Origin of the sequence: Vibrio neptunius, assembly GCA_019339365.1 — a bacterium.
Lineage (GTDB): Bacteria > Pseudomonadota > Gammaproteobacteria > Enterobacterales > Vibrionaceae > Vibrio > Vibrio neptunius.
In genome coordinates this window covers 527,880-546,429 of sequence record CP079860.1, presented here as the reverse complement: position 1 = coordinate 546,429, position 18,550 = coordinate 527,880, and the positions used below count along the sequence as shown (strand labels likewise).

General features: G+C 46.1%; 15 protein-coding genes and 2 pseudogenes. 8 read left to right on the top strand and 9 right to left on the bottom strand.

Annotation, left to right across the window (positions count from 1 at the left end; genetic code table 11):
• Positions 1-7 precede the first annotated feature (7 nt).
• The 3 genes from KW548_19075 to KW548_19065 form a co-directional block, all read right to left on the bottom strand.
• Positions 8-1,399: a TolC family protein gene (locus KW548_19075; GenBank protein ID QXX09171.1), complete on the bottom strand. Its 1,392-nt coding sequence runs from the start codon at positions 1,397-1,399 to the stop codon at positions 8-10.
• A 51-nt stretch (positions 1,400-1,450) separates the two neighbouring features.
• Entirely contained in the window at positions 1,451-1,828 is a 378-nt protein-coding gene (locus KW548_19070) for a hypothetical protein (protein QXX09170.1), read from the bottom strand.
• Between the two features lie 68 nt (positions 1,829-1,896).
• Positions 1,897-2,334 (bottom strand): acyl-CoA thioesterase, encoded by a 438-nt coding sequence (locus KW548_19065; protein QXX09169.1) that lies wholly within the window; start codon positions 2,332-2,334, stop codon positions 1,897-1,899.
• Between the two features lie 170 nt (positions 2,335-2,504).
• Between KW548_19065 and KW548_19060 the strand changes: the two genes are divergently transcribed.
• Positions 2,505-3,269 carry a ferredoxin--NADP reductase gene (locus tag KW548_19060; protein QXX09168.1) on the top strand — a complete coding sequence of 255 codons (765 nt, stop codon included), beginning with the start codon at positions 2,505-2,507 and terminating at the stop codon, positions 3,267-3,269.
• Positions 3,270-3,447: 178 nt separating this feature from the next.
• Here the strand turns inward: KW548_19060 and KW548_19055 are convergent, their stop codons facing one another.
• Complete coding sequence (locus KW548_19055) at positions 3,448-4,818, bottom strand: YjiH family protein (protein QXX09167.1); 1,371 nt, start codon at positions 4,816-4,818, stop codon at positions 3,448-3,450.
• A gap of 461 nt (positions 4,819-5,279) precedes the next feature.
• A complete protein-coding gene (gene ppsA / locus KW548_19050) occupies positions 5,280-7,652 on the bottom strand; it encodes a phosphoenolpyruvate synthase (GenBank protein ID QXX09166.1) in 2,373 nt (790 codons plus the stop codon).
• A 174-nt stretch (positions 7,653-7,826) separates the two neighbouring features.
• Here ppsA and KW548_19045 point away from each other — a divergent pair, with 174 nt between their 5' ends.
• A complete protein-coding gene (locus KW548_19045) occupies positions 7,827-8,660 on the top strand; it encodes a kinase/pyrophosphorylase (GenBank protein ID QXX09165.1) in 834 nt (277 codons plus the stop codon).
• A 137-nt stretch (positions 8,661-8,797) separates the two neighbouring features.
• Here the strand turns inward: KW548_19045 and KW548_19040 are convergent.
• The 3 genes and pseudogenes from KW548_19040 to KW548_19030 all read right to left on the bottom strand — a co-directional run bounded on the left by KW548_19040 (position 8,798) and on the right by KW548_19030 (position 12,347).
• Positions 8,798-9,531: pseudogene (locus tag KW548_19040) on the bottom strand (transporter substrate-binding domain-containing protein).
• Between the two features lie 60 nt (positions 9,532-9,591).
• On the bottom strand, positions 9,592-10,449 hold the full coding sequence (locus KW548_19035) for a DMT family transporter (GenBank protein QXX09466.1): 858 nt from the start codon (positions 10,447-10,449) through the stop codon (positions 9,592-9,594).
• Positions 10,450-10,637: 188 nt separating this feature from the next.
• Positions 10,638-12,347, bottom strand: a complete 1,710-nt coding sequence (locus KW548_19030; GenBank protein ID QXX09164.1) for a phospho-sugar mutase — start codon at positions 12,345-12,347, stop codon at positions 10,638-10,640.
• A gap of 357 nt (positions 12,348-12,704) precedes the next feature.
• Between KW548_19030 and coxB the strand changes: the two genes are divergently transcribed.
• The 4 genes and pseudogenes from coxB (at position 12,705) to KW548_19010 (ending at position 17,009) form a co-directional block, all read left to right on the top strand.
• Entirely contained in the window at positions 12,705-13,859 is a 1,155-nt protein-coding gene (coxB, locus tag KW548_19025; GenBank protein ID QXX09163.1) for a cytochrome c oxidase subunit II, read from the top strand.
• Positions 13,856-15,514, top strand: coding sequence for a cytochrome c oxidase subunit I (gene ctaD, locus KW548_19020; protein QXX09162.1), 1,659 nt, complete (start codon positions 13,856-13,858; stop codon positions 15,512-15,514). The genes coxB and ctaD overlap by 4 nt, the downstream gene beginning before the upstream one ends.
• A gap of 10 nt (positions 15,515-15,524) precedes the next feature.
• A complete protein-coding gene (locus tag KW548_19015) occupies positions 15,525-16,127 on the top strand; it encodes a cytochrome c oxidase assembly protein (GenBank protein ID QXX09161.1) in 603 nt (200 codons plus the stop codon).
• Positions 16,124-17,009 (top strand): annotated as a pseudogene (locus tag KW548_19010) (cytochrome c oxidase subunit 3). The gene KW548_19015 and the pseudogene KW548_19010 overlap by 4 nt, the downstream one beginning before the upstream one ends.
• Before the next feature lie 12 nt (positions 17,010-17,021).
• On the opposite strand, the gene KW548_19005 reads toward KW548_19010, so the two are convergent.
• Entirely contained in the window at positions 17,022-17,261 is a 240-nt protein-coding gene (locus tag KW548_19005; GenBank protein ID QXX09160.1) for a DUF2909 domain-containing protein, read from the bottom strand.
• Here KW548_19005 and KW548_19000 point away from each other — a divergent pair.
• Both KW548_19000 and KW548_18995 read left to right on the top strand, forming a co-directional pair.
• Positions 17,251-18,000 (top strand): SURF1 family protein, encoded by a 750-nt coding sequence (locus KW548_19000; protein ID QXX09159.1) that lies wholly within the window; start codon positions 17,251-17,253, stop codon positions 17,998-18,000. The two genes, KW548_19005 and KW548_19000, sit on opposite strands and share 11 nt — an antisense overlap.
• Positions 17,993-18,541: a hypothetical protein gene (locus KW548_18995; GenBank protein QXX09158.1), complete on the top strand. Its 549-nt coding sequence runs from the start codon at positions 17,993-17,995 to the stop codon at positions 18,539-18,541. Before KW548_19000 ends, KW548_18995 begins: the two co-directional genes overlap by 8 nt.
• Positions 18,542-18,550: the final 9 nt, after the last annotated feature.

Sequence of the window (18,550 nt, the reverse complement as noted above, 5' to 3'; positions counted from 1 at the left end):
AGATACCTTATTCTTGTTCGCCTTGAGCCAAAGTGACTGGCTCAACTTGATAATCAAAACTGTCCAGTAGGGCAGCTAAGTTGCTGTTCACAATGTTTAAATCTGCAATCAGACGTTGCTGTTCGAGTTGCAGAGCAAGTTCATCGGCAGAGGCCGTAATGACATCGTTAAACTGAGACGTGTTGTTCTGATAACCTCGCTCAACCGCACGAATTCGTGCGTTGGCTTGAGGAAGAAGGGTGGACTGATACCGTTCTAGTCGTTGGGCTAAATTGGTTCGGTCGATAAGTAAGGCGTTGACTTTGGCATTCATCTGAGCCAGTAACGTGTCTTTCTGGGACTTGGCCGCGCCGACCTGATATTGGGCCGCAGCGAGATTTCTGTCCTGACGGTTTCCCGTGAACAGAGGAATGTCCATGGTCAGATAGGCACTGACTAGGTCTGATGCAGGTTCTCCCATCATACCGTTGGCCTGACGGTAGGCGTACATGACTTCAACGCCAAACTGAGGTTGGTAAGCCTGCTGTGCAATTTCAACCTGAGTTTCGGAAGTGGATATAGCTTGGCTGGCCATTTGTACCATTGGGTGCAGGCTGAGCTGTTGATAATACTCGGAGCTTGCTAGGTTCTCGTTCAGCTGTTGGTCGAGCTTGGCCCAGTTGAGCTGATTGGATGCTTTGACGTTCTGAATCTGTTCAGACCAATTGGCTCCCAACCATTCTGAAATCTGGGCCATCAAGCGTTGTTGCATCTGCTGATTAGCCTGAAGCTTTTCATCCAGTTTGCTCACTTGAAGCTGAGCATTGAGCAGATCCTGAGCTTCGCTTTTACCAATCGAATAGTTGGTTTGAATGAAGCTTTCCATTTCTTTGAGCAAGCGACGGTTTTCCAGCATGATGGTTTTCGCCTGCTGCTGATAACCCAGTTCAAGCCAGAATTGGGTCATGCTGTTAATGACCTCCAGTTCTCGGTCATCAATTTGTAAACCGACGCCATCCGCTTGTTGATTACTTTTCTTTTGTTGTAACTCCAGTGTTGAGCCACGCTCAAATTGTTGCATCAATCCGACGGAAATGTTTGTCATTGGATCTTCGTCGAATTTGAAGCTGTCGACAGGTAGGCCACCAAAACCAACTTTGATTTTGGGGTCCATTAGCGTGGCACTGGCAACGCCGGTCTCGCGCAAAGCTTGTGACTGAGAAAAATATTGCTTTCGATTGCTGTCGTTGTTGAGTGCTATGCTGATCAATTGTGATAGCACAGCTTGCGGCTGGTGAGTCTGATCTTGCAAGTTGCTTGCTGATACAGGCGCAAACCAGACCGCGGCGCTGACAGAAAGCGCCAGAATACTTGGTTTGATTTTCACTTTATTGTCCGTTTCCGAGTGCCTGATAGGCACGAAAAACCATCTCCCAAAGCGGTAGGCTGGGAGTCGATAACAGAGAACGGATTACACTATCGGAGGGCGATAGAATGAGTTTAAACGGGTAATGGCCTGACCTTGGGCATCTGAATGGATCAGAGCCAGTTGGGTCGAGATTAGTAGAGGTTTATCAATTCGGGGAATGGGGGCGAAAACTGTTGCGCACATCACGCTACAGCAGTTATGAACCATCTCTTCGCTGGTTTCACAATGATCTGATGGAATTGAAGAATCTGTCAGCGCTGGGCTCATATTCATTGCCATGTCACAGTGAGCCTGCTTGCTACCGGAATCGCTCAGCATTTCGAACGTCATTAGGGTTTCGCTAGTAGCAAAACTGGATACCAACATGGCGCTCATGCTGATAAATAGAATCCAGTATTTACGAATCGAAGGGAAGCCCATACGTAACCTAAAATGACGATAACTCGGCTAGCATAAAGCTTCCCCTAGGGGGAAGGTCAAGCGATGTATTAGGATTCTGCCGTCGCTTCTAAATTTAAAATGGACTGTTTGATTTGCTCAGGTAAGTTTGCTTTGCAATTGTTTTTAAAATCAAACATCACACAGGTGGCGCGCCCTACGGTACTGACTTTACCGACTTTCTTGCTCACAACCTGATACTCCATAGTGAATCTGTCTTCCTGAATGTCGACGACTTTGGACCCTATCATCAGAGTATCTGGATAGGTGATGGGCATTTTATAGCGGCAGCTTGTTTCACCCAATACTGGGCCGATATGACTTTGGCTTAGGTTGACGAGAAGATTGATGTGCTCAAAGTAGTCGAGTCTTGCGGTTTCGAAGTAGCGAAAGTATACCACATTATTGACGTGTTGGAGAGCATCCATTTCACCCCAAGCGACCGGAATTTCTGTGATGACCGGAAAGTCTTTCAGTAACGATTCCATGCGTGTTCCTTGCATTGGTTTGTAAAAGAGCTTTTATTCTAATGCTGAATTAATTGGTTTTGTGAAAATGTTATCAAAATGTGATCTTTAATGGCTAAGTAAAGGCCCCTCTTTACTTATAAAGATCAGAGGAGTAGGTTTTAAAGAGGTAACCTGATGGAGGATCTGCAATGACCGCACCCGATGGTTTTAATCTCGCCAAAGTGGAAAAGCGCACTGACTGGACGCCAGAGCTATTCAGTTTACGTCTTACTGGTGCGCCTCTCACCTTTAAAGCGGGCCAATTTACTAAACTGGCCCTGTATGACGACGACGGCCAATTGGTCAGCCGAGCGTATTCAGTCGTCAACGCACCACTTAACAGCAGCGATATGCTGGAATTTCTGATTGTCTCTAACCCTGAAGGCAAACTGACGCCAAAACTGCAGCACTTGAAAGAGGGAGACTCGGTATACGTAGGCGCTGCCGCCTATGGTGATTTGATTTTGAGTTCCATTCCTAAATCGACTCAGGACTTATGGTTGCTTTCAACGGGGACGGGTATTGGTCCTTTCCTATCGCTACTCGATGACATTAATGTTCGCCCCGGATATGAAAAAATTGTTTTAGTACATGGCGTTAGACATGAGAAAGATTTGGTCTACCGTTACTTGATTGAGCAGTTAGTTGATCAATATGAAGGTCGCCTGAGTTATGTGCCTATTGTGTCTAGAGAGCAGCACCCAATTACGCTATATGGCCGCATTCCTCAGCTGTTGGATCAACGTGAAATCCAAGAAAGAGCGCAGGTAGAGCTCACTCAGGAGAATAGTTTTGTCATGCTGTGCGGAAACCCAGAAATGATCAAAGAGACCACCAAGATTCTGCAAGGGTTTGGGTTAGAAAAATTCCGTCGAGCGACAGGAGGTAACATCACCTTTGAGCGCTATTGGTAGGACTCAATTATCATAGGGAACTTGTTTGAGTTTCCACATTTCAACCGTGTGCTTGGTTTTATCACATAGTCCAAGCAGGATTTGATATTTAGGATTGTAAGGTTCGCCGATGTAGGTTGGCAGATAAAACAAAGGCCCTGAAAGGGCCTTTGAAAAAAGATTGATTTGCGATCTGAGATTAGAAAATCAGATGAGCAATACCAGCAATCACAGGCAGTGTGATTAAGGTACGCAGAATGAAGATGGCAAACAGTTCAAAGATGTTCACTGGGATACGGCTGCCAAGTAACAGCGCACCAACTTCAGACATGTAAATCAGCTGAGTGACAGACATAGCAGCGATGACAAAACGTGTCATTTCGTTATCAATCGACGACGCTAGAATCGCTGGGATAAACATATCAGCAAAACCAACCACGATAGTTTCAGAGGCCGCTGCCGCTTCTGGGATGCCTAATAGCTCAAGGAATGGGATGAATGGTTGACCTAAGAAGCTAAACACCGATGTGTACTCAGCAATCACTAGAGCAATCGTACCTAGGCCCATAACTACAGGCAGCACACCAAATACCATGTCTACCGCGTTACGCACGCCTTCACCAAAAACATCCTTAAATGATTTTACTTGGCTTGCTTTCGCTAGTGCCAGCTCCATACCCCAAGATACGCTTGTATGACCTGCAGGAACAGCATCGGCATCTTTTGCGGGCTGAGTACCATCGATGAAAGTATCTTTTTTCATGCTTAGAGGAGGCAAGCGAGGAATGATGATCGCTGCCACAATACCCGCCAGACAGATTGCACCATAGAAAGGTAAGAACAAGTGCTCCAGTTCAACTTGAGCAAGAACAACCAAACTGAAAGTAATGGATACTGCTGAGAAGGTTGTACCTACGACAGCCGCTTCGCGCTGTGTGTAGAATTTGTTTTCGTATTGCTTGCTGGTTAGCAGGATACCGACTGAGCCATCGCCAAGCCAAGAAGCCATACAGTCGATAGCGCTACGACCAGGTAAGTTAAATACTGGGCGCATCACTTTACTTAGCAGCGTGCCAAACAGCTCTAGCAAACCAAAGTTAAGTAGCAGTGGGAGCAGTAAACCTGCAAAGATAAATACTGAAAATAGCGTTGGTAGCAAACCCTCTAGTACTAGGCCACCAGTATTTTCTTCCCATACGGCTTCAGGGCCGACTTGGAAGAAGGTCATTGCAACAGCAAGGCCACCAATAACACGCACTGCCAACCAAAGAGGGCTTGGGTTAAACAGGCTGTTCAAGAATGGGCTGTTAGCAATAAATGTAGGATTCTTGATACGACATAACAATGATGTTGCTGCCATAAATAAGATGATAGAAGTGACCATGCCTACAAGGTGATCACCAAATACAGCTTGTATGGATTTTGCCAGTACTGCGACTGGAATGGTGATATCACCGTCGTAGCTGATCGGGGCCATGAAAAGAAACAGACCCAGCAAAGAAGGAATAAAGAACATCCAAAAGTTGCCTTTACCTTTCGTCTGTTCGATAGATTGAGCGTTATTCTGCATTACAATTCTCGTGTTACTACTAGTCAATATGATAGGCCTATCCACTTGGCATATATATTCACTATACATCTGCATTTAATCATCCGGCGCAAGCCTACTGTCTTTCGAATATCTTTGCAATACTATTCAATATAATTCGCTAAATATTCATGATTAAATGTGTTATTTTCAATCAATGGTGGATTTTTGTTTTGCTGATGTTAATTTGATTGAAATTATGTTGCAACCGTGAATTAAGTGTATTGTTTATTTTTATTTTGAATAATAGAGTTAGGACCCATAAATTTGGTCCTAAAGGCACTAGGTTGGATAGGGTGTTAAGTGATTTTAGAGTGGATAGAACTTAAAAATATCGAAATCAAGCAATTCGGCGTATCAAGAAAATATACCCAGTGATTTAATTGTGAAAATAAAAACCGCCCAATCAAAATAGGCGGTTTTTGGTCGATTATTGCTCTGTACTATTTACCACTTACCTGGCCAAGTTTGAGCCAAGTATCAATTACAGTATCCGGATTGAGAGAGACGGAACTGATACCTTGCGCCATTAACCATTCAGCCAGATCATCATGGTCAGATGGGCCCTGACCGCAAATGCCGACGTATTTACCAGCTTTAGTCGCAGCATCGATAGCCATTTGTAGCATGGCTTTTACAGCAGGGTTACGCTCGTCGAACAAGTGAGCGACGTCACCTGAATCTCGGTCTAGACCGAGTGTTAGCTGAGTCATATCGTTTGAGCCGATTGAGAAACCGTCGAAGTACTTGAGGAATTCGTCTGCTAGCACAGCATTAGATGGTAGTTCACACATCATGATGACTTTCAGGCCCTGATCGCCGCGGCGTAAGTCGAACTTCGCAAGAAGATCGATGACCGAGGCCGCCTCGCTCGGAGTGCGCACAAATGGAATCATGATTTCAACGTTCTTCAGACCCATCTGATTGCGAACACGCTTAATCGCTTGAGTTTCTAGCTCAAAGCAGTCTTCAAATACAGGTGAGATATAACGTGACGCACCACGGAAGCCCAGCATAGGGTTTTCTTCATGTGGTTCGTAACCTTTGCCACCAACTAGGTTGCTGTACTCGTTGGATTTAAAGTCAGACATACGGACGATGACGCGTTTTGGCCAGAATGCCGCAGCGATAGTCGCGATACCTTCAGTCAGCTTGCTGACGTAGAAATCGATAGGATCTTTATAGCCACGAATGCGCTGAGTGATTTCTGCTTTTAGCTCGTCACTTTGTGCGTCAAAGTTCAGTAGTGCTTTCGGGTGAATACCAATCATCTTGTTGATGATGAATTCCAGACGCGCCAAGCCAACACCTTCATTTGGAATCTGCGCGAAGTCGAAGGCTCGATCTGGGTTACCGACGTTCATCATCACTTTGGTTGGTAGCAGTGGCAGTTCGTCAACTGCAGAGCGCTTGACTTCAAAATCAAGTTCACCCTGATAAACATAGCCTGTCTCACCTTCAGAACAAGAAACCGTCACGGTCGCGCCGTCTGTCAGCTTTGATGTGGCATCGCCACAACCAACGATTGCTGGAATACCCAGCTCACGTGCGATGATAGCTGCGTGGCAAGTACGACCACCACGGTTGGTAACGATTGCTGAGGCCTTCTTCATCACTGGTTCCCAATCTGGGTCAGTCATATCAGTAACTAGTACGTCGCCATCTTGAACCAAAGACATTTGGTCTAGCGAGTCAACCAGACGTACTGGACCAGAACCGATACGCTGACCGATAGCACGGCCTTCAACCAAAACTTCTGCTTTGTTGTTTAGCTCGTAACGCTCGATCACGTTCTGTTCGCTTTGAGAACATACGGTTTCTGGGCGAGCTTGAACAATGTAAAGCTTGCCATCAATACCATCTTTCGCCCACTCGATATCCATCGGACGCTGGTAGTGCTTTTCGATGATCATCGCTTGTTTTGCCAGTTCTTTGATCTCTTCGTCATTCAGAGAGAACTGCTCACGCTCTTTTGTAGAGGTATCAATGATGTCGACTTGCTTGCCAATTTCTTGGTTGGTCGAGTAGATCATCTTGATAAGTTTAGAGCCGAACGTCTTCTTAACAATCGGATGCTGACCCGCTTCAAGCATTGGCTTGTGAACGTAGAACTCGTCTGGGTTTACGGCGCCCTGAACGACCATTTCCCCTAGACCCCAAGAGGAAGTGATGAACACAACCTGATCAAAGCCAGATTCAGTGTCTAAGGTGAACATAACACCAGAAGAGGCTTTATCTGAGCGCACCATGCGCTGGATACCCGCAGACAGTGAGATACCACGGTGGTCAAAACCTTGGTGCACACGATAGGAGATAGCGCGGTCGTTAAACAGAGAAGCGTAAACGTGTTTCGTTGCTTCAAGTACAGCATCGATACCTTTTACATTAAGAAATGTTTCTTGCTGGCCCGCGAATGAGGCATCCGGCAAATCTTCAGCAGTTGCTGAAGATCGAACGGCGACGGAAAGTTCTGTATTACCTTCAATCAGTTGTTGATAATCGCTACGAATATCCTGCTCTAGGTCAGCAGGGAAGGGAGCTTCTAAAACCCATTGACGGATGGTGGCACCTGTCTTGCGCAGAGCTTCTACATCCTCAACGTCTAGTTCATCGAGCAGTTGGTGGATTCGTTCATCCAGACCTTCATAATCAAGGAATTGGTTAAACGCGTAAGAGGTAGTAGCAAAACCATTCGGTACTGAAACGCCAGCATTCGATAGATTTGAAACCATTTCTCCAAGTGAAGCGTTTTTACCGCCGACCTTGTCGACATCTTCCATGGATAGGCTATTGAACCAGAGGGTGTTCTTTTGCATGTCTTTCTCCAGAAACATTGCAGCTTTGTAGGGATAAAGCAAACGATTACGCAAAGGCTCAAAAAAATTCTCAACAAATTTTCAAAGCTGTGGGGGCGTAATTGTCAGCCGGGTTTTATTATCGATATTATGTTGACCATCCTACTCAAAAGAATTTTAAAGTTTAAATAAAACATGCAAATTGATATTCAAAGTCGTGATGTATTCTATGTTTCTGACGGAACAGCCATAACGTGTGAGACATTAGGCCATGTTGTTTTGGGCCAATTCCCGTTGAACACCAACGAGAAAACGTTTCCGTTTGTTGAAAGTGAAGACAAGTTAGCGGATCTGCTGAAGGAGATTGAACTATCGTATCAAGACACTGGTGTGAAGCCTTTAGTGTTTTTTTCCATCGTTATTCCAGAGATCAAGCAGAAACTATTGACAGCGCCTGCGTTTAGTTACGATGTGCTGGCGAGTATTGTCCAACAAGTCAAAGATGACATTCAGCTTGAGCCCAAACCCAAACTACAGCGTTCGCGTAGTGTGAGCAAAGATTCAGATACTTATTTTGATCGTATCGCGGCGATTGAATACACCTTGGCGCATGATGATGGCATTACGCTCAAGGGCATGGACGAGGCCGATATTATATTGCTGGGTGTTTCTCGAAGCGGCAAAACACCAACCAGTCTTTATATGGCGATGCAATTTGGCCTAAGAGTCGTGAATTACCCATTCATTGAAGAAGACATTCGTCGCCTAAGACTATTACCAGAATTCGAAATCCATCGTCATAAACTGTTTGGCCTGACGATTGATCCTGAAAGGTTGACCGAAATTCGAGAGAACCGCTTGGCGGGCAGTGAATATGCCAGCACCGAGCAGTGTATCAATGAATTGGAGAGTGTTGAGGCATTATTCCGACGTGAAGCCATTCCTTACATCAATACCTCATCACTGTCGGTGGAAGAGATTTCAACCCGTATCCTTGAAAAAGCGGGGTTGAGAAGGCGTTTACTGTAGATCAAATAAGTCGGGGCAGCAAATACAGGCTGCCCGAGAGCCTTGTTTACGTAAGACATACCAGATATCGCTGCGATACCACAATAGAGACCATGGTTGACGAAAACTCGCGTATATCTTCCGCTTCTGCGTCCAGTTCACTTGGTTTGGAATTCTTTTAAGCCTTTATCGAGGAGCTTCTTAAGCGACAAAGCATGTTCATACTGTTTCGAAATCAGCATGTGAAATTTATGCTTAGCCATATTTGGAATGGGCTTAGACTCAATGTCTTCGCTGACGTAATTAATGCCCCAAACGCTTTGAATTCCATCGAGTATCTCATTCCATGAAAGGATCACATCGCATCGCTGCTGTTTCAGTTCTGTGATGAGCTCGTGCATGCTGTGTGTGTACTGTTCAACTTCTTTAAGTTGGAAGTCGCCGTAGTTATAGCCATGAATGCCGCACACCTTGTATTGGTCTAGCTCTGCAACATCATCGATGGATAGACCTTTTGGAAATCGAGATTTTTGTATAAGTAGTATGGCGTGATATTGTAGTACCAATCAGTGTATAGGTAATGCTTGGCACGCTCCTCTGAGTGGGATGCGCTGACTGCTATTTGAAACTCGCCACTCTTCGCCCCTTTGAGGCAGCGGCTCCATGATGTCATGGTAAAATTAAATGTGATGCTTTGCGGTAGCAAAACGTGGTTCAGAACGTCTAGATCGAAACCTTTCACATCCTCTCCATCTAGGTAAGTATAGGGAGGCCAGTCAATAGAATCTCCGCAAATACTTAAATGTTCATTCCTTAACTCCGAAGTAGTCGCTAATGCTTTGTTAAGGCCTGTTAGCAGAATCAGCAGGCAAAAACATATTGGTAGATTCATCATGGGGCGCTTTGGTTGTCTTGACTCATATAAGTATAGACCCCGTGTATTGATTTGAAGCTATTTTACTCGAAGCAATGATGGCTTGAGTTGATGGCCGAAAACGTTAATTAATGCACCGATAACAATCAGTGAGCCGCCTAAGTAGGTCCAGTTAGAAGGTGCTTCATTGAATATCCAGGCACCAAGTAGTGCAGAAAAAACAATTTGTACGTAGGAATAGGCCGAAGCTTTACCCGCAGCCTGAGTTTGCATCGCTTTGGTTAAACCATGCTGACCTATCTGAGTGAAAACACCGACTAGAATTAGCATCGTGGTTAAAAAGAGACTGGGCCAGACGAAATCATCGCCGAGCAAAACGATAGAAGTAGGTAGGGCCATCAGTGGGAAGTAGAAAATAATTACTGAACTGTCCTCTGTTTGGCTTAATCGACGGACAATAACATAAGCAATAGAGCTGCCAAACGCACCGAGTAGTGCCATCATCACGCTAAATAGCGGGAGGTTTGAGCTATCGGCTGTTTGCATGCTCGGTTGAACCATGACACCTAAACCCACTAAACAAAGCGCGATGCATATCATGGTTGAAAACTGAATGCGTTCCTTGAGGAACAGCACGCCAAGCAAGGCAGTAAACACCGGGTGCACATATTGAAGGATGGTGGCTTCTGCTAGAGGAAGGGTTGTGACTGAATAGTAAACACACATTAGGGCGATTGTGCCGACTGCACCGCGAAGCATAAGAAGTGGCTTATTGTGTCCCCACACTGAAATACGTTTGCGTTTAACATCCAGATAACTGATCACCAACGAAACGCATGCCCTAGCTGCAACAATTTCAAACAAGGGAATACCATAGTTGCTCACGTATTTGACGCAGGCTGACATCAAGGCAAAACCGAGCGCCGAAAGCAACATATAACGCACCCCAACAGGGGTGACAGATAAAATGGTCTTCATGATGATTCAATCACTAGAGGAAAGTGGAAGCTGCACTTTACCATATTCGTCAGTTTGCGGGTGCTTGGAGTTGAAATAAGAATTAAGATATTGAAAAAGCGGCTATTCGAGCCGCTTTGTAAACCAGTGTTTTCGATGGTTTCTCTTTAGTGATCCAAACTTGTTTGGTGTTCACTGATGAGCATATCCAGCGCAAGCTCCGCTTTTTCTTCCGCTACGGAGAAGCTATCTGCTGCAGCAAATGCTTCGACGACTTCGTAGTAGCACTTCAGCTTAGGTTCTGTACCTGATGGACGTACGATGACACGTGCCCCGCCAGAAAGGTGATAGATCAGAACGTCACTAGCTGGTAAGTCAATAGATTCAGCGTTGCCATCAGCAAAGGTTCGTGTTGAAAGTTTCAAATCTTCAATCACTTCGACTTTACGGCCTGCGATTTGACTTGGCTGCGCGGCTCGTAGTTTGTCTCCAACAGGTGGGGCTTTTGGATCGAGCGCAGTGCTATGTTGAGCATTGATGTACATACCGTGCTCGCGATAAATGTTTTCCAATTGATCCCACACCGTTTTACCCTGACGCTTAAGTTCGGCGGTTAGCTGAGAGAAAGCGACCAGAGCAGACAAGCCATCCTTATCCCACACTTTATTGCCCACTGTGTAGCCCAGTGCTTCTTCATAAGCGAACAGGAACTGTTTCTCTGCGGTTTGTTTTTGCATAGCGATATTAGTCAGCCATTTGAAACCCGTCAGAGTTTGGTAGTACTCAGCGCCATGAGAAAGTGCAATTTTCTCAAGCAATGTTGAAGACACGATAGTATTACCAATCAACTGTTTAGTTGCATCAGTATGGCTAAGTAGGTAGTGGCCAAATAGACAACCCACCTGATCTCCCGTTAGCATCTGGTATTCGCCATCGGGTCGACGAGCAGCGACCGCAAAACGGTCTGCGTCTGGGTCATTGGCACAAGCGATGTCGGCGTTATTCGCTTTTGCCAACGCGACCACCATATCCATGGCGCCAGCTTCCTCAGGGTTAGGGAAGTTCACCGTCGGAAAAGAACCATCGGGCTCACGTTGCGCGGCAACGCTGTAGATTTTGGTGAAGCCTGCATCTTTCAGCAGTGTTTCTGCCATGTCAGCACCCACACCATGCATTGCGGTATAGGCTACGCCAACCGCTTCTGGTTGTTGATGATTAGCCAGCAGTGGGTTGCCATTCATCGTTTGGCGATAAGTCTCGTAGTAGTCTTCTTTAAGCCACACGAGAAGATCATGCTTTTCTGCATCATCAAGGTTCATCAGAGGGATGGGTTTTGTAGCGGCTTCGTCGATTTCTCCCGCAATACCAGAGTCATGAGGAGGGATGATTTGAGCGCCATTTTCCCAATACACTTTAAAGCCGTTGTACTCTGGTGGGTTGTGGCTGGCCGTGACGACAACAGCAGCGGCGGCATTAAAATGACGAACACCAAATGCAGCAATAGGTGTCGCTGCGACATCGTGTGTCAGGTACACCTTGATACCTAAAGCGGTCAATACAGAGGTGGTATCATGAGCGAACTGCTTGGAATCTGGGCGGCCATCATAACCAATCACCACACCACGATGTTTTGCGTTTTGTACCTGCTCAATCAGATATTGACCTAGGCCTGTAGCAGTTTCTTGTATAACAAGTCGATTCATTCGGTTTGGACCACAGCCGACCTTGCCGCGCAAACCCGCTGTTCCAAACTCTAGCCTTTGACTAAATCGATCTGTTAGTTCTTGATATTGTTCTTCATCAATTAAGTGTTGAAGCTCTTCACGAGTACGTGGGTCCGGATCTTTTTCCAACCAACGAGTAACTTGTTCCATCATAACTTATTTCTACCTTTGACTAACGTTATCCCAAGTGTATGACATCTGGGGATTAATGGATGGATATTAAGTGATATTGATTATCATTTGAGAGAGCGCAATCGCTAAACCAAATATTGTGATCAATCTTCAATTTATATTGGTTAAATTACCGACATTTCCATTAGCACTTTCTTGCACTATTAGTAAACGCCAACTAGTTTTTATTAACATAACTATAACAAATCACATCGAATTTGCTGTTTACAAGGAATTTTCCGCACCCTTTGGGCCATTAGGACTTTTTTGCGTCGTTGTTGCTAAAGGGCGCCTTGGTTAAATCATCAGAGATGATGCCTCAGGCAGAGGAGAGGTCTTTTGAAAAGAATAAAGGTTTCACTATGGCAACTGTTCAATTTGTTGTGTGTTGGCTTTGCTGCTTCAGTTAATGCTGAAGAAAACGCCTTGAACATGACCAAAGGTGTGACAGGTATCAGTAATGAAGTTTATGACTTACACATGCTCATATTCTATATCTGTTGCGCGATTGCTGTTGTGGTGTTCGGAGCAATGTTCTATTCCATGTACTACCACAGAAAGTCAAAAGGAGCAGTGGCCGCCAACTTTCATGAGAGCACCAAAGTGGAAGTGATCTGGACCGTCATCCCCATCATCATTCTTATTCTCATGGCCATCCCGGCAACCCGTACGCTGGTTGCAATGGAGGATACTTCTCAATCTGACCTGACGATAAAGATCACCGGTTCCCAGTGGAAGTGGCACTACAGTTATTTCGGAGAAGATGTCGAGTATTTCAGCTTGTTAGCAACCAGCCAAAAAGCGATTGACGGTATAGAAGACAAAGGCGCACATTATCTTCTTGAAGTTGATAACCCTTTGGTGTTGCCAATCAACCGAAAAGTACGATTCCTCCTGACTTCCGATGATGTAATTCACTCTTGGTGGGTACCTGACTTTGCAGTTAAGAAAGACACTATCCCAGGGTTTATCAACGAAGCGTGGACCCGCATCGATGAACCGGGTGTATATCGCGGTCAGTGTGCAGAGCTATGTGGTCGAGCTCATGGCTTCATGCCAGTCGTCGTTCATGCCATGGAAGAAGAGAAATACGACGCTTGGTTACTAGCGAAAAAAGCTGAAATTGAGCAAGCAAAGCAAGAGGCAGCGGCTTCCCTCACTGCATCCTTATCACAAGAAGAATTGATGGCGATAGGTGAAAAAGTGTATGTCGACCGATGTGCCGTCTGCCATCAGGTTAGTGGCGCGGGTATTCCGGGGGCATTCCCAGCGATTACAGGCAGTAAGATTGCGACGGGCGATGTTGACAAGCATATCGATATCGTGGTTAACGGTCGATCCGGCACCGCTATGCAGGCTTTTGCCAACCAGCTCTCGGACAAAGAGATTGCGGCTGTGGTGACTTATCAACGTAATGGTTTAGGAAACAGTACGGGTGAGTTGGTGCAGGCATCCGATGTGAATGCATTTAAGGCATCCAAGGAGGGACAATGAAAACGTCCAAACCTGAGTCAATGAATTCTGAATCAATCAAATCAGCACCAGCGGCTGACGCCGAGTTAGGAAGAGCAAACAGTGCGATTGCTATTGATGATCATGATCATCACGAAGCGCCTTCTGGCATAGCCCGCTGGATTTATTCCACCAACCACAAAGATATCGGGACGCTTTACCTTTGGTTCAGTTTCATTATGTTTCTGACCGGTGGAGCGATGGCGATGATTATTCGTGCCGAGTTGTTCCAACCCGGTTTACAACTGATCGAGCCCCAATTCTTTAACCAGATGACGACCGTACATGGCTTGATTATGGTGTTTGGCGCGGTTATGCCAGCCTTTACTGGTTTAGCCAACTGGATGATTCCGATGATGATTGGCGCGCCAGATATGGCGTTACCAAGGATGAATAACCTCAGTTTTTGGATTTTGCCTTTTGCATTCCTAATCCTGATTGCTTCGTTGTTTACGGAAGGTGGGGGCCCTGATTTTGGCTGGACTTTCTACGCGCCTCTTTCTACAACTTATGGACCTGACAGTACCGCGCTATTTGTGTTCTCTGTTCATATCATGGGGATCAGCTCGATCATGGGGGCAATCAACGTGATCGTCACCATCGTCAACATGAGAGCGCCAGGGATGACTTGGTTCAAAATGCCGATGTTTGTCTGGACTTGGTTGATTACTGCTTTCTTGTTGATAGCCGTCATGCCGGTGCTAGCAGGGGCGGTGACTATGGTCCTCACCGATAAGTACTTCGGCACATCATTCTTTGATGCCGCGGGTGGTGGCGATCCTGTGATGTTCCAGCATATCTTCTGGTTCTTCGGTCATCCCGAAGTGTACATCATGATCTTGCCATCTTTCGGTATCGTGTCGGCCATCATTCCTGCGTTCAGTGGTAAAAAATTGTTTGGTTACCACTCGATGGTGTACGCCACTTGTAGTATCGCGCTTTTGTCATTCTTGGTTTGGGCACACCATATGTTTACGACAGGGATGCCCGTTTTCGCCGAACTCTTCTTTATGTATTGCACCATGCTGATTGCGGTGCCCACTGGGGTCAAAGTGTTCAACTGGGTGGCTACAATGTGGCGGGGCGCGATGACATTCGAGACACCAATGTTGTTTGCCATTGCTTTCATTATTCTGTTTACCATCGGTGGGTTCTCCGGGCTTATGCTGGCGATTGTTCCTGCAGACTTCCAGTATCACGATACGTATTTTGTGGTCGCGCACTTCCATTATGTGTTGGTCTCAGGGGCGGTATTCTCGATTATGGCAGCTGCTTATTATTGGTTACCGAAATGGACGGGGAATATGTATGACCACAAGTTGAGCTTGTGGCATTTCTGGTGCTCAGTAATTTCGGTCAACGTCTTATTCTTCCCGATGCATTTCCTTGGCTTAGCTGGGATGCCACGACGCATTCCTGACTATGCAATTCAGTTTGCCGACATCAATCAGATAGTGTCGATTGGTGGTTTTGCCTTTGGTTTGTCTCAGCTAATTTTCCTTTGGTTAGTGATTAAGTGTATCCGTGGAGGAGAAAAAGCTGAGGCGAAACCGTGGGATCGTGCTGAAGGGTTGGAGTGGACAGTACCAAGCCCAGCACCGCACCATACATTCTCTACCCCACCGAAAGTGGATTGAGGGAAGCGCTATGGATGGACAACAGCAATCCAATAACCAATTAACCTTAAAGCTGCTGGCAGCAGTGGTGGCGATGTTTGGCTTTGGTTTTGCGCTTGTCCCGTTATATGACGTGATGTGCGAAGCTTTAGGAATCAACGGAAAAACCAATACTGAGTCTGCGCTACAGCCACAGGGTATGGTTCCTGACACATCACGTCTTATTCGAGTTGAGTTTATGGCCCACAGAAATCAGGGTATGCCTTGGTTGTTCGAACCTAAGCAACAGTCAATGGATGTGCACCCTGGAGAAGTGATTCAGACGGCCTACATAGCGACAAACCAGTCACCCAAGGCAACGATCGGTCAAGCCGTCCCTTCGGTATCACCAGGTATGGGGGCATCCTATTTCAATAAAATTGAATGTTTCTGCTTTAATCACCAACCACTGGAAAGTCTGGCGAAAGCCGAGATGCCTTTGATCTTCTACATTGAGCCAGACATTCCGGAGTCGATTCATACGTTAACGCTGTCGTATACCCTCTACGACATTACGGATAAGGTTCCTCAACCCGTTGAAGTAGCACGAATGGAGCCGAGTGGCGACCTCACACAGCAAGGAGCTAAGCCATGAGTTCAAAACATCAATCATATTATGTTCCGGCTCAAAGTAGCTGGCCAATTGTCGGAGCGGTTGCGCTGTTTCTTATCGCGGTTGGCGCAGGGGTCACTGTGCAAAACATGGCCGAAGGCGGCGAAGGCAGTGTCTTCGGTAAGCTGATTCTTCTAGCTGGATTCCTGTTCCTACTCTACATGTTTGCAGGTTGGTTTAGCAACGTGATCACCGAGTCGATGACAGGTAAGTATTCTGAGCAAATTTCTCGCTCCTTCAGGCAAGGAATGAGTTGGTTCATCTTCTCTGAAGTGATGTTCTTTGGCGCCTTTTTTGGGGCACTGTTTTATGCGCGCATGATCTCAGTACCTTGGTTGGGCGGAGCGAGCAATAATGCGATGACTCATGAGGTTCTGTGGCCTGCGTTCGAAGCACTTTGGCCACTGACGACCACACCCGATGGTGTCACAACGACAGCGATGGGATGGCAGGGAATTCCGCTGATAAACACCCTGATTCTTCTGACTTCCTCTATCACTTTGCATATGGCCCATACGAGTCTTGAGCAGAACAAACGCATGGCGCTGATTGTATGGCTAGAAATTACGATTGTTCTGGCGGGCTTTTTCCTTTATTACCAAGGTGTTGAGTATGCTCATGCTTATCAGGACCTGAATCTTACTCTGCAATCAGGAATATATGGCAACACGTTCTTCTTGTTGACGGGTTTCCATGGCATGCACGTTTTCTTAGGGACAACGTTCCTAATCATACTGCTCGCCCGTGTGGCAAAAAGATCATTTTACACCTAAGGATCACTTCGCGTTTCAGGCAGGCAGCTGGTACTGGCATTTTGTCGATGTGGTTTGGCTATGTCTGTTTGTCTTTGTTTATGTACTGTAGGTGTGTTCGCCCTTAGTAAGGGCGCGCATTAGGTTCAATAAGACCTGTAAGAAGGGCGGCGATCAATAACACAACGGCGAGTGCAGAGAGGAACACACGTCGGCCAAGGTAATAACTCATGGGCTTATCTTGGCGAGGTTCCTCATCACTTTCGGGCTGAGGTCCTTTCACCATTTCGAGCATCGCTCTTGCGAGGTTTACGATGATAAACACTAGTAACACTACCAATAGCGACTTGAAGATGAATACCATAAAGTCTTCCTTATTAGTTCAGATTAAGTCGTACTCGTTTTGGGTTGGTCTGTTATTAACTGTGGTTGCCTTTTCTATTTTGGTCAACTTAGGCTTGTGGCAACTATCGAGAGCAGAAGAAAAGCAGCAAATGGAGCGGTTTCTCGATGCAAGAGAGCAGGCCCCTACCATCGATATTACTCAGCTAAACGTTACCGATACTCGCTATCTTACGGGTATGCGGGTTACCGTTGAACTAAGACCCATCGAAGGAAAATACCTATTGCTCGATAATCAGACCTATCAAGGTGAAGTTGGTTACTTGGCCTATCAGCTTATGGAGTTTGGGGTTGATAGCGCGGTTTTGGTGGAGCGTGGTTTTATTGCTTCAAAGGGCCAACGAGATAGCCTGCCCAACGTTGACTGGCTGAACAGCCCACTAATATCAGAAGCGAGAGTTTACCAGCGCTCTTCAAATCCGCTGAGTGATGAGCTGTATATTGAGCCGGGTGTTCCGCATCGAATTCAAAATCTCAACATTGCTGACCTTGAACAATATTGGCAGCACCCAATAGAGCCTTACATTTTACAGCCCCGCACGTCAGATTGGCCCTATGAGCAGCCTTGGAAACCTGTCCCGCTGGGTTCTGCTAAACACACAGGATATGCCTTTCAGTGGTTTAGTATGGCTGTGGCCCTAGTGCTGCTGAGTGGTTGGGTTTTTATCAGAGCGTTAAAACAAGGAGGTCAGGATGGCTGATCCAGTTACAAGAGGCAGAATCATTCTGATTGCCTTGGTACTAATGTTTGCTTTGCCCGCAGTCATTGCCAAGACATTTCTCGCCAATCATTGGTATGAGTCTGGCGTAACAAACAAAGGTCAATTGATTGAACCAAAGCAAAGTTATGATGGGCTTGGAATCCGCAACCCTTATGCAAGCGAGCAATGGCAATTGGGGTACTTGATTCCGCAGCAATGTGATGAATTCTGCCAAAAGCAGGTGTACTTGCTGGGTCAAAGCCATTTGGCGTTGGGTAAATATCAGAGCCGTGTCGCGCCTGTGCTGCTTGTCTCTGAGCTCAGCGATATATCGGTACTGGAAAAGGGTGGGTTTGAAGCTATCAAAGTGAATCAAGCCTTCCATCAGGTTGTGTCTGACTTTGAGTACGTTATTGTCGACCCATTGGGCCAATTAGTGATGCGGTATCCCAAAGTGGAATCACAAGACGATCTGGTCCGCCAAAGCAAAGATGTACTGGCGGACTTAAGGAAGCTACTTAAGTTATCAAGAGTAGGCTAACAGCAGGGA

Coding starts and splice junctions, on each gene's coding strand:
- KW548_19070 (QXX09170.1), bottom strand. CDS start 1,828: ATGGGCTTCCCTTCGATTCGTAAATACTGGATTCTATTTATCAGCATG.
- KW548_19065 (QXX09169.1), bottom strand. CDS start 2,334: ATGGAATCGTTACTGAAAGACTTTCCGGTCATCACAGAAATTCCGGTC.
- KW548_19060 (QXX09168.1), top strand. CDS start 2,505: ATGACCGCACCCGATGGTTTTAATCTCGCCAAAGTGGAAAAGCGCACT.
- KW548_19055 (QXX09167.1), bottom strand. CDS start 4,818: ATGCAGAATAACGCTCAATCTATCGAACAGACGAAAGGTAAAGGCAAC.
- ppsA (QXX09166.1), bottom strand. CDS start 7,652: ATGCAAAAGAACACCCTCTGGTTCAATAGCCTATCCATGGAAGATGTC.
- KW548_19045 (QXX09165.1), top strand. CDS start 7,827: ATGCAAATTGATATTCAAAGTCGTGATGTATTCTATGTTTCTGACGGA.
- KW548_19035 (QXX09466.1), bottom strand. CDS start 10,449: ATGTTGCTTTCGGCGCTCGGTTTTGCCTTGATGTCAGCCTGCGTCAAA.
- KW548_19030 (QXX09164.1), bottom strand. CDS start 12,347: ATGATGGAACAAGTTACTCGTTGGTTGGAAAAAGATCCGGACCCACGT.
- ctaD (QXX09162.1), top strand. CDS start 13,856: ATGAAAACGTCCAAACCTGAGTCAATGAATTCTGAATCAATCAAATCA.
- KW548_19015 (QXX09161.1), top strand. CDS start 15,525: ATGGATGGACAACAGCAATCCAATAACCAATTAACCTTAAAGCTGCTG.
- KW548_19000 (QXX09159.1), top strand. CDS start 17,251: ATGAATACCATAAAGTCTTCCTTATTAGTTCAGATTAAGTCGTACTCG.
- KW548_19005 (QXX09160.1), bottom strand. CDS start 17,261: ATGGTATTCATCTTCAAGTCGCTATTGGTAGTGTTACTAGTGTTTATC.
- KW548_18995 (QXX09158.1), top strand. CDS start 17,993: ATGGCTGATCCAGTTACAAGAGGCAGAATCATTCTGATTGCCTTGGTA.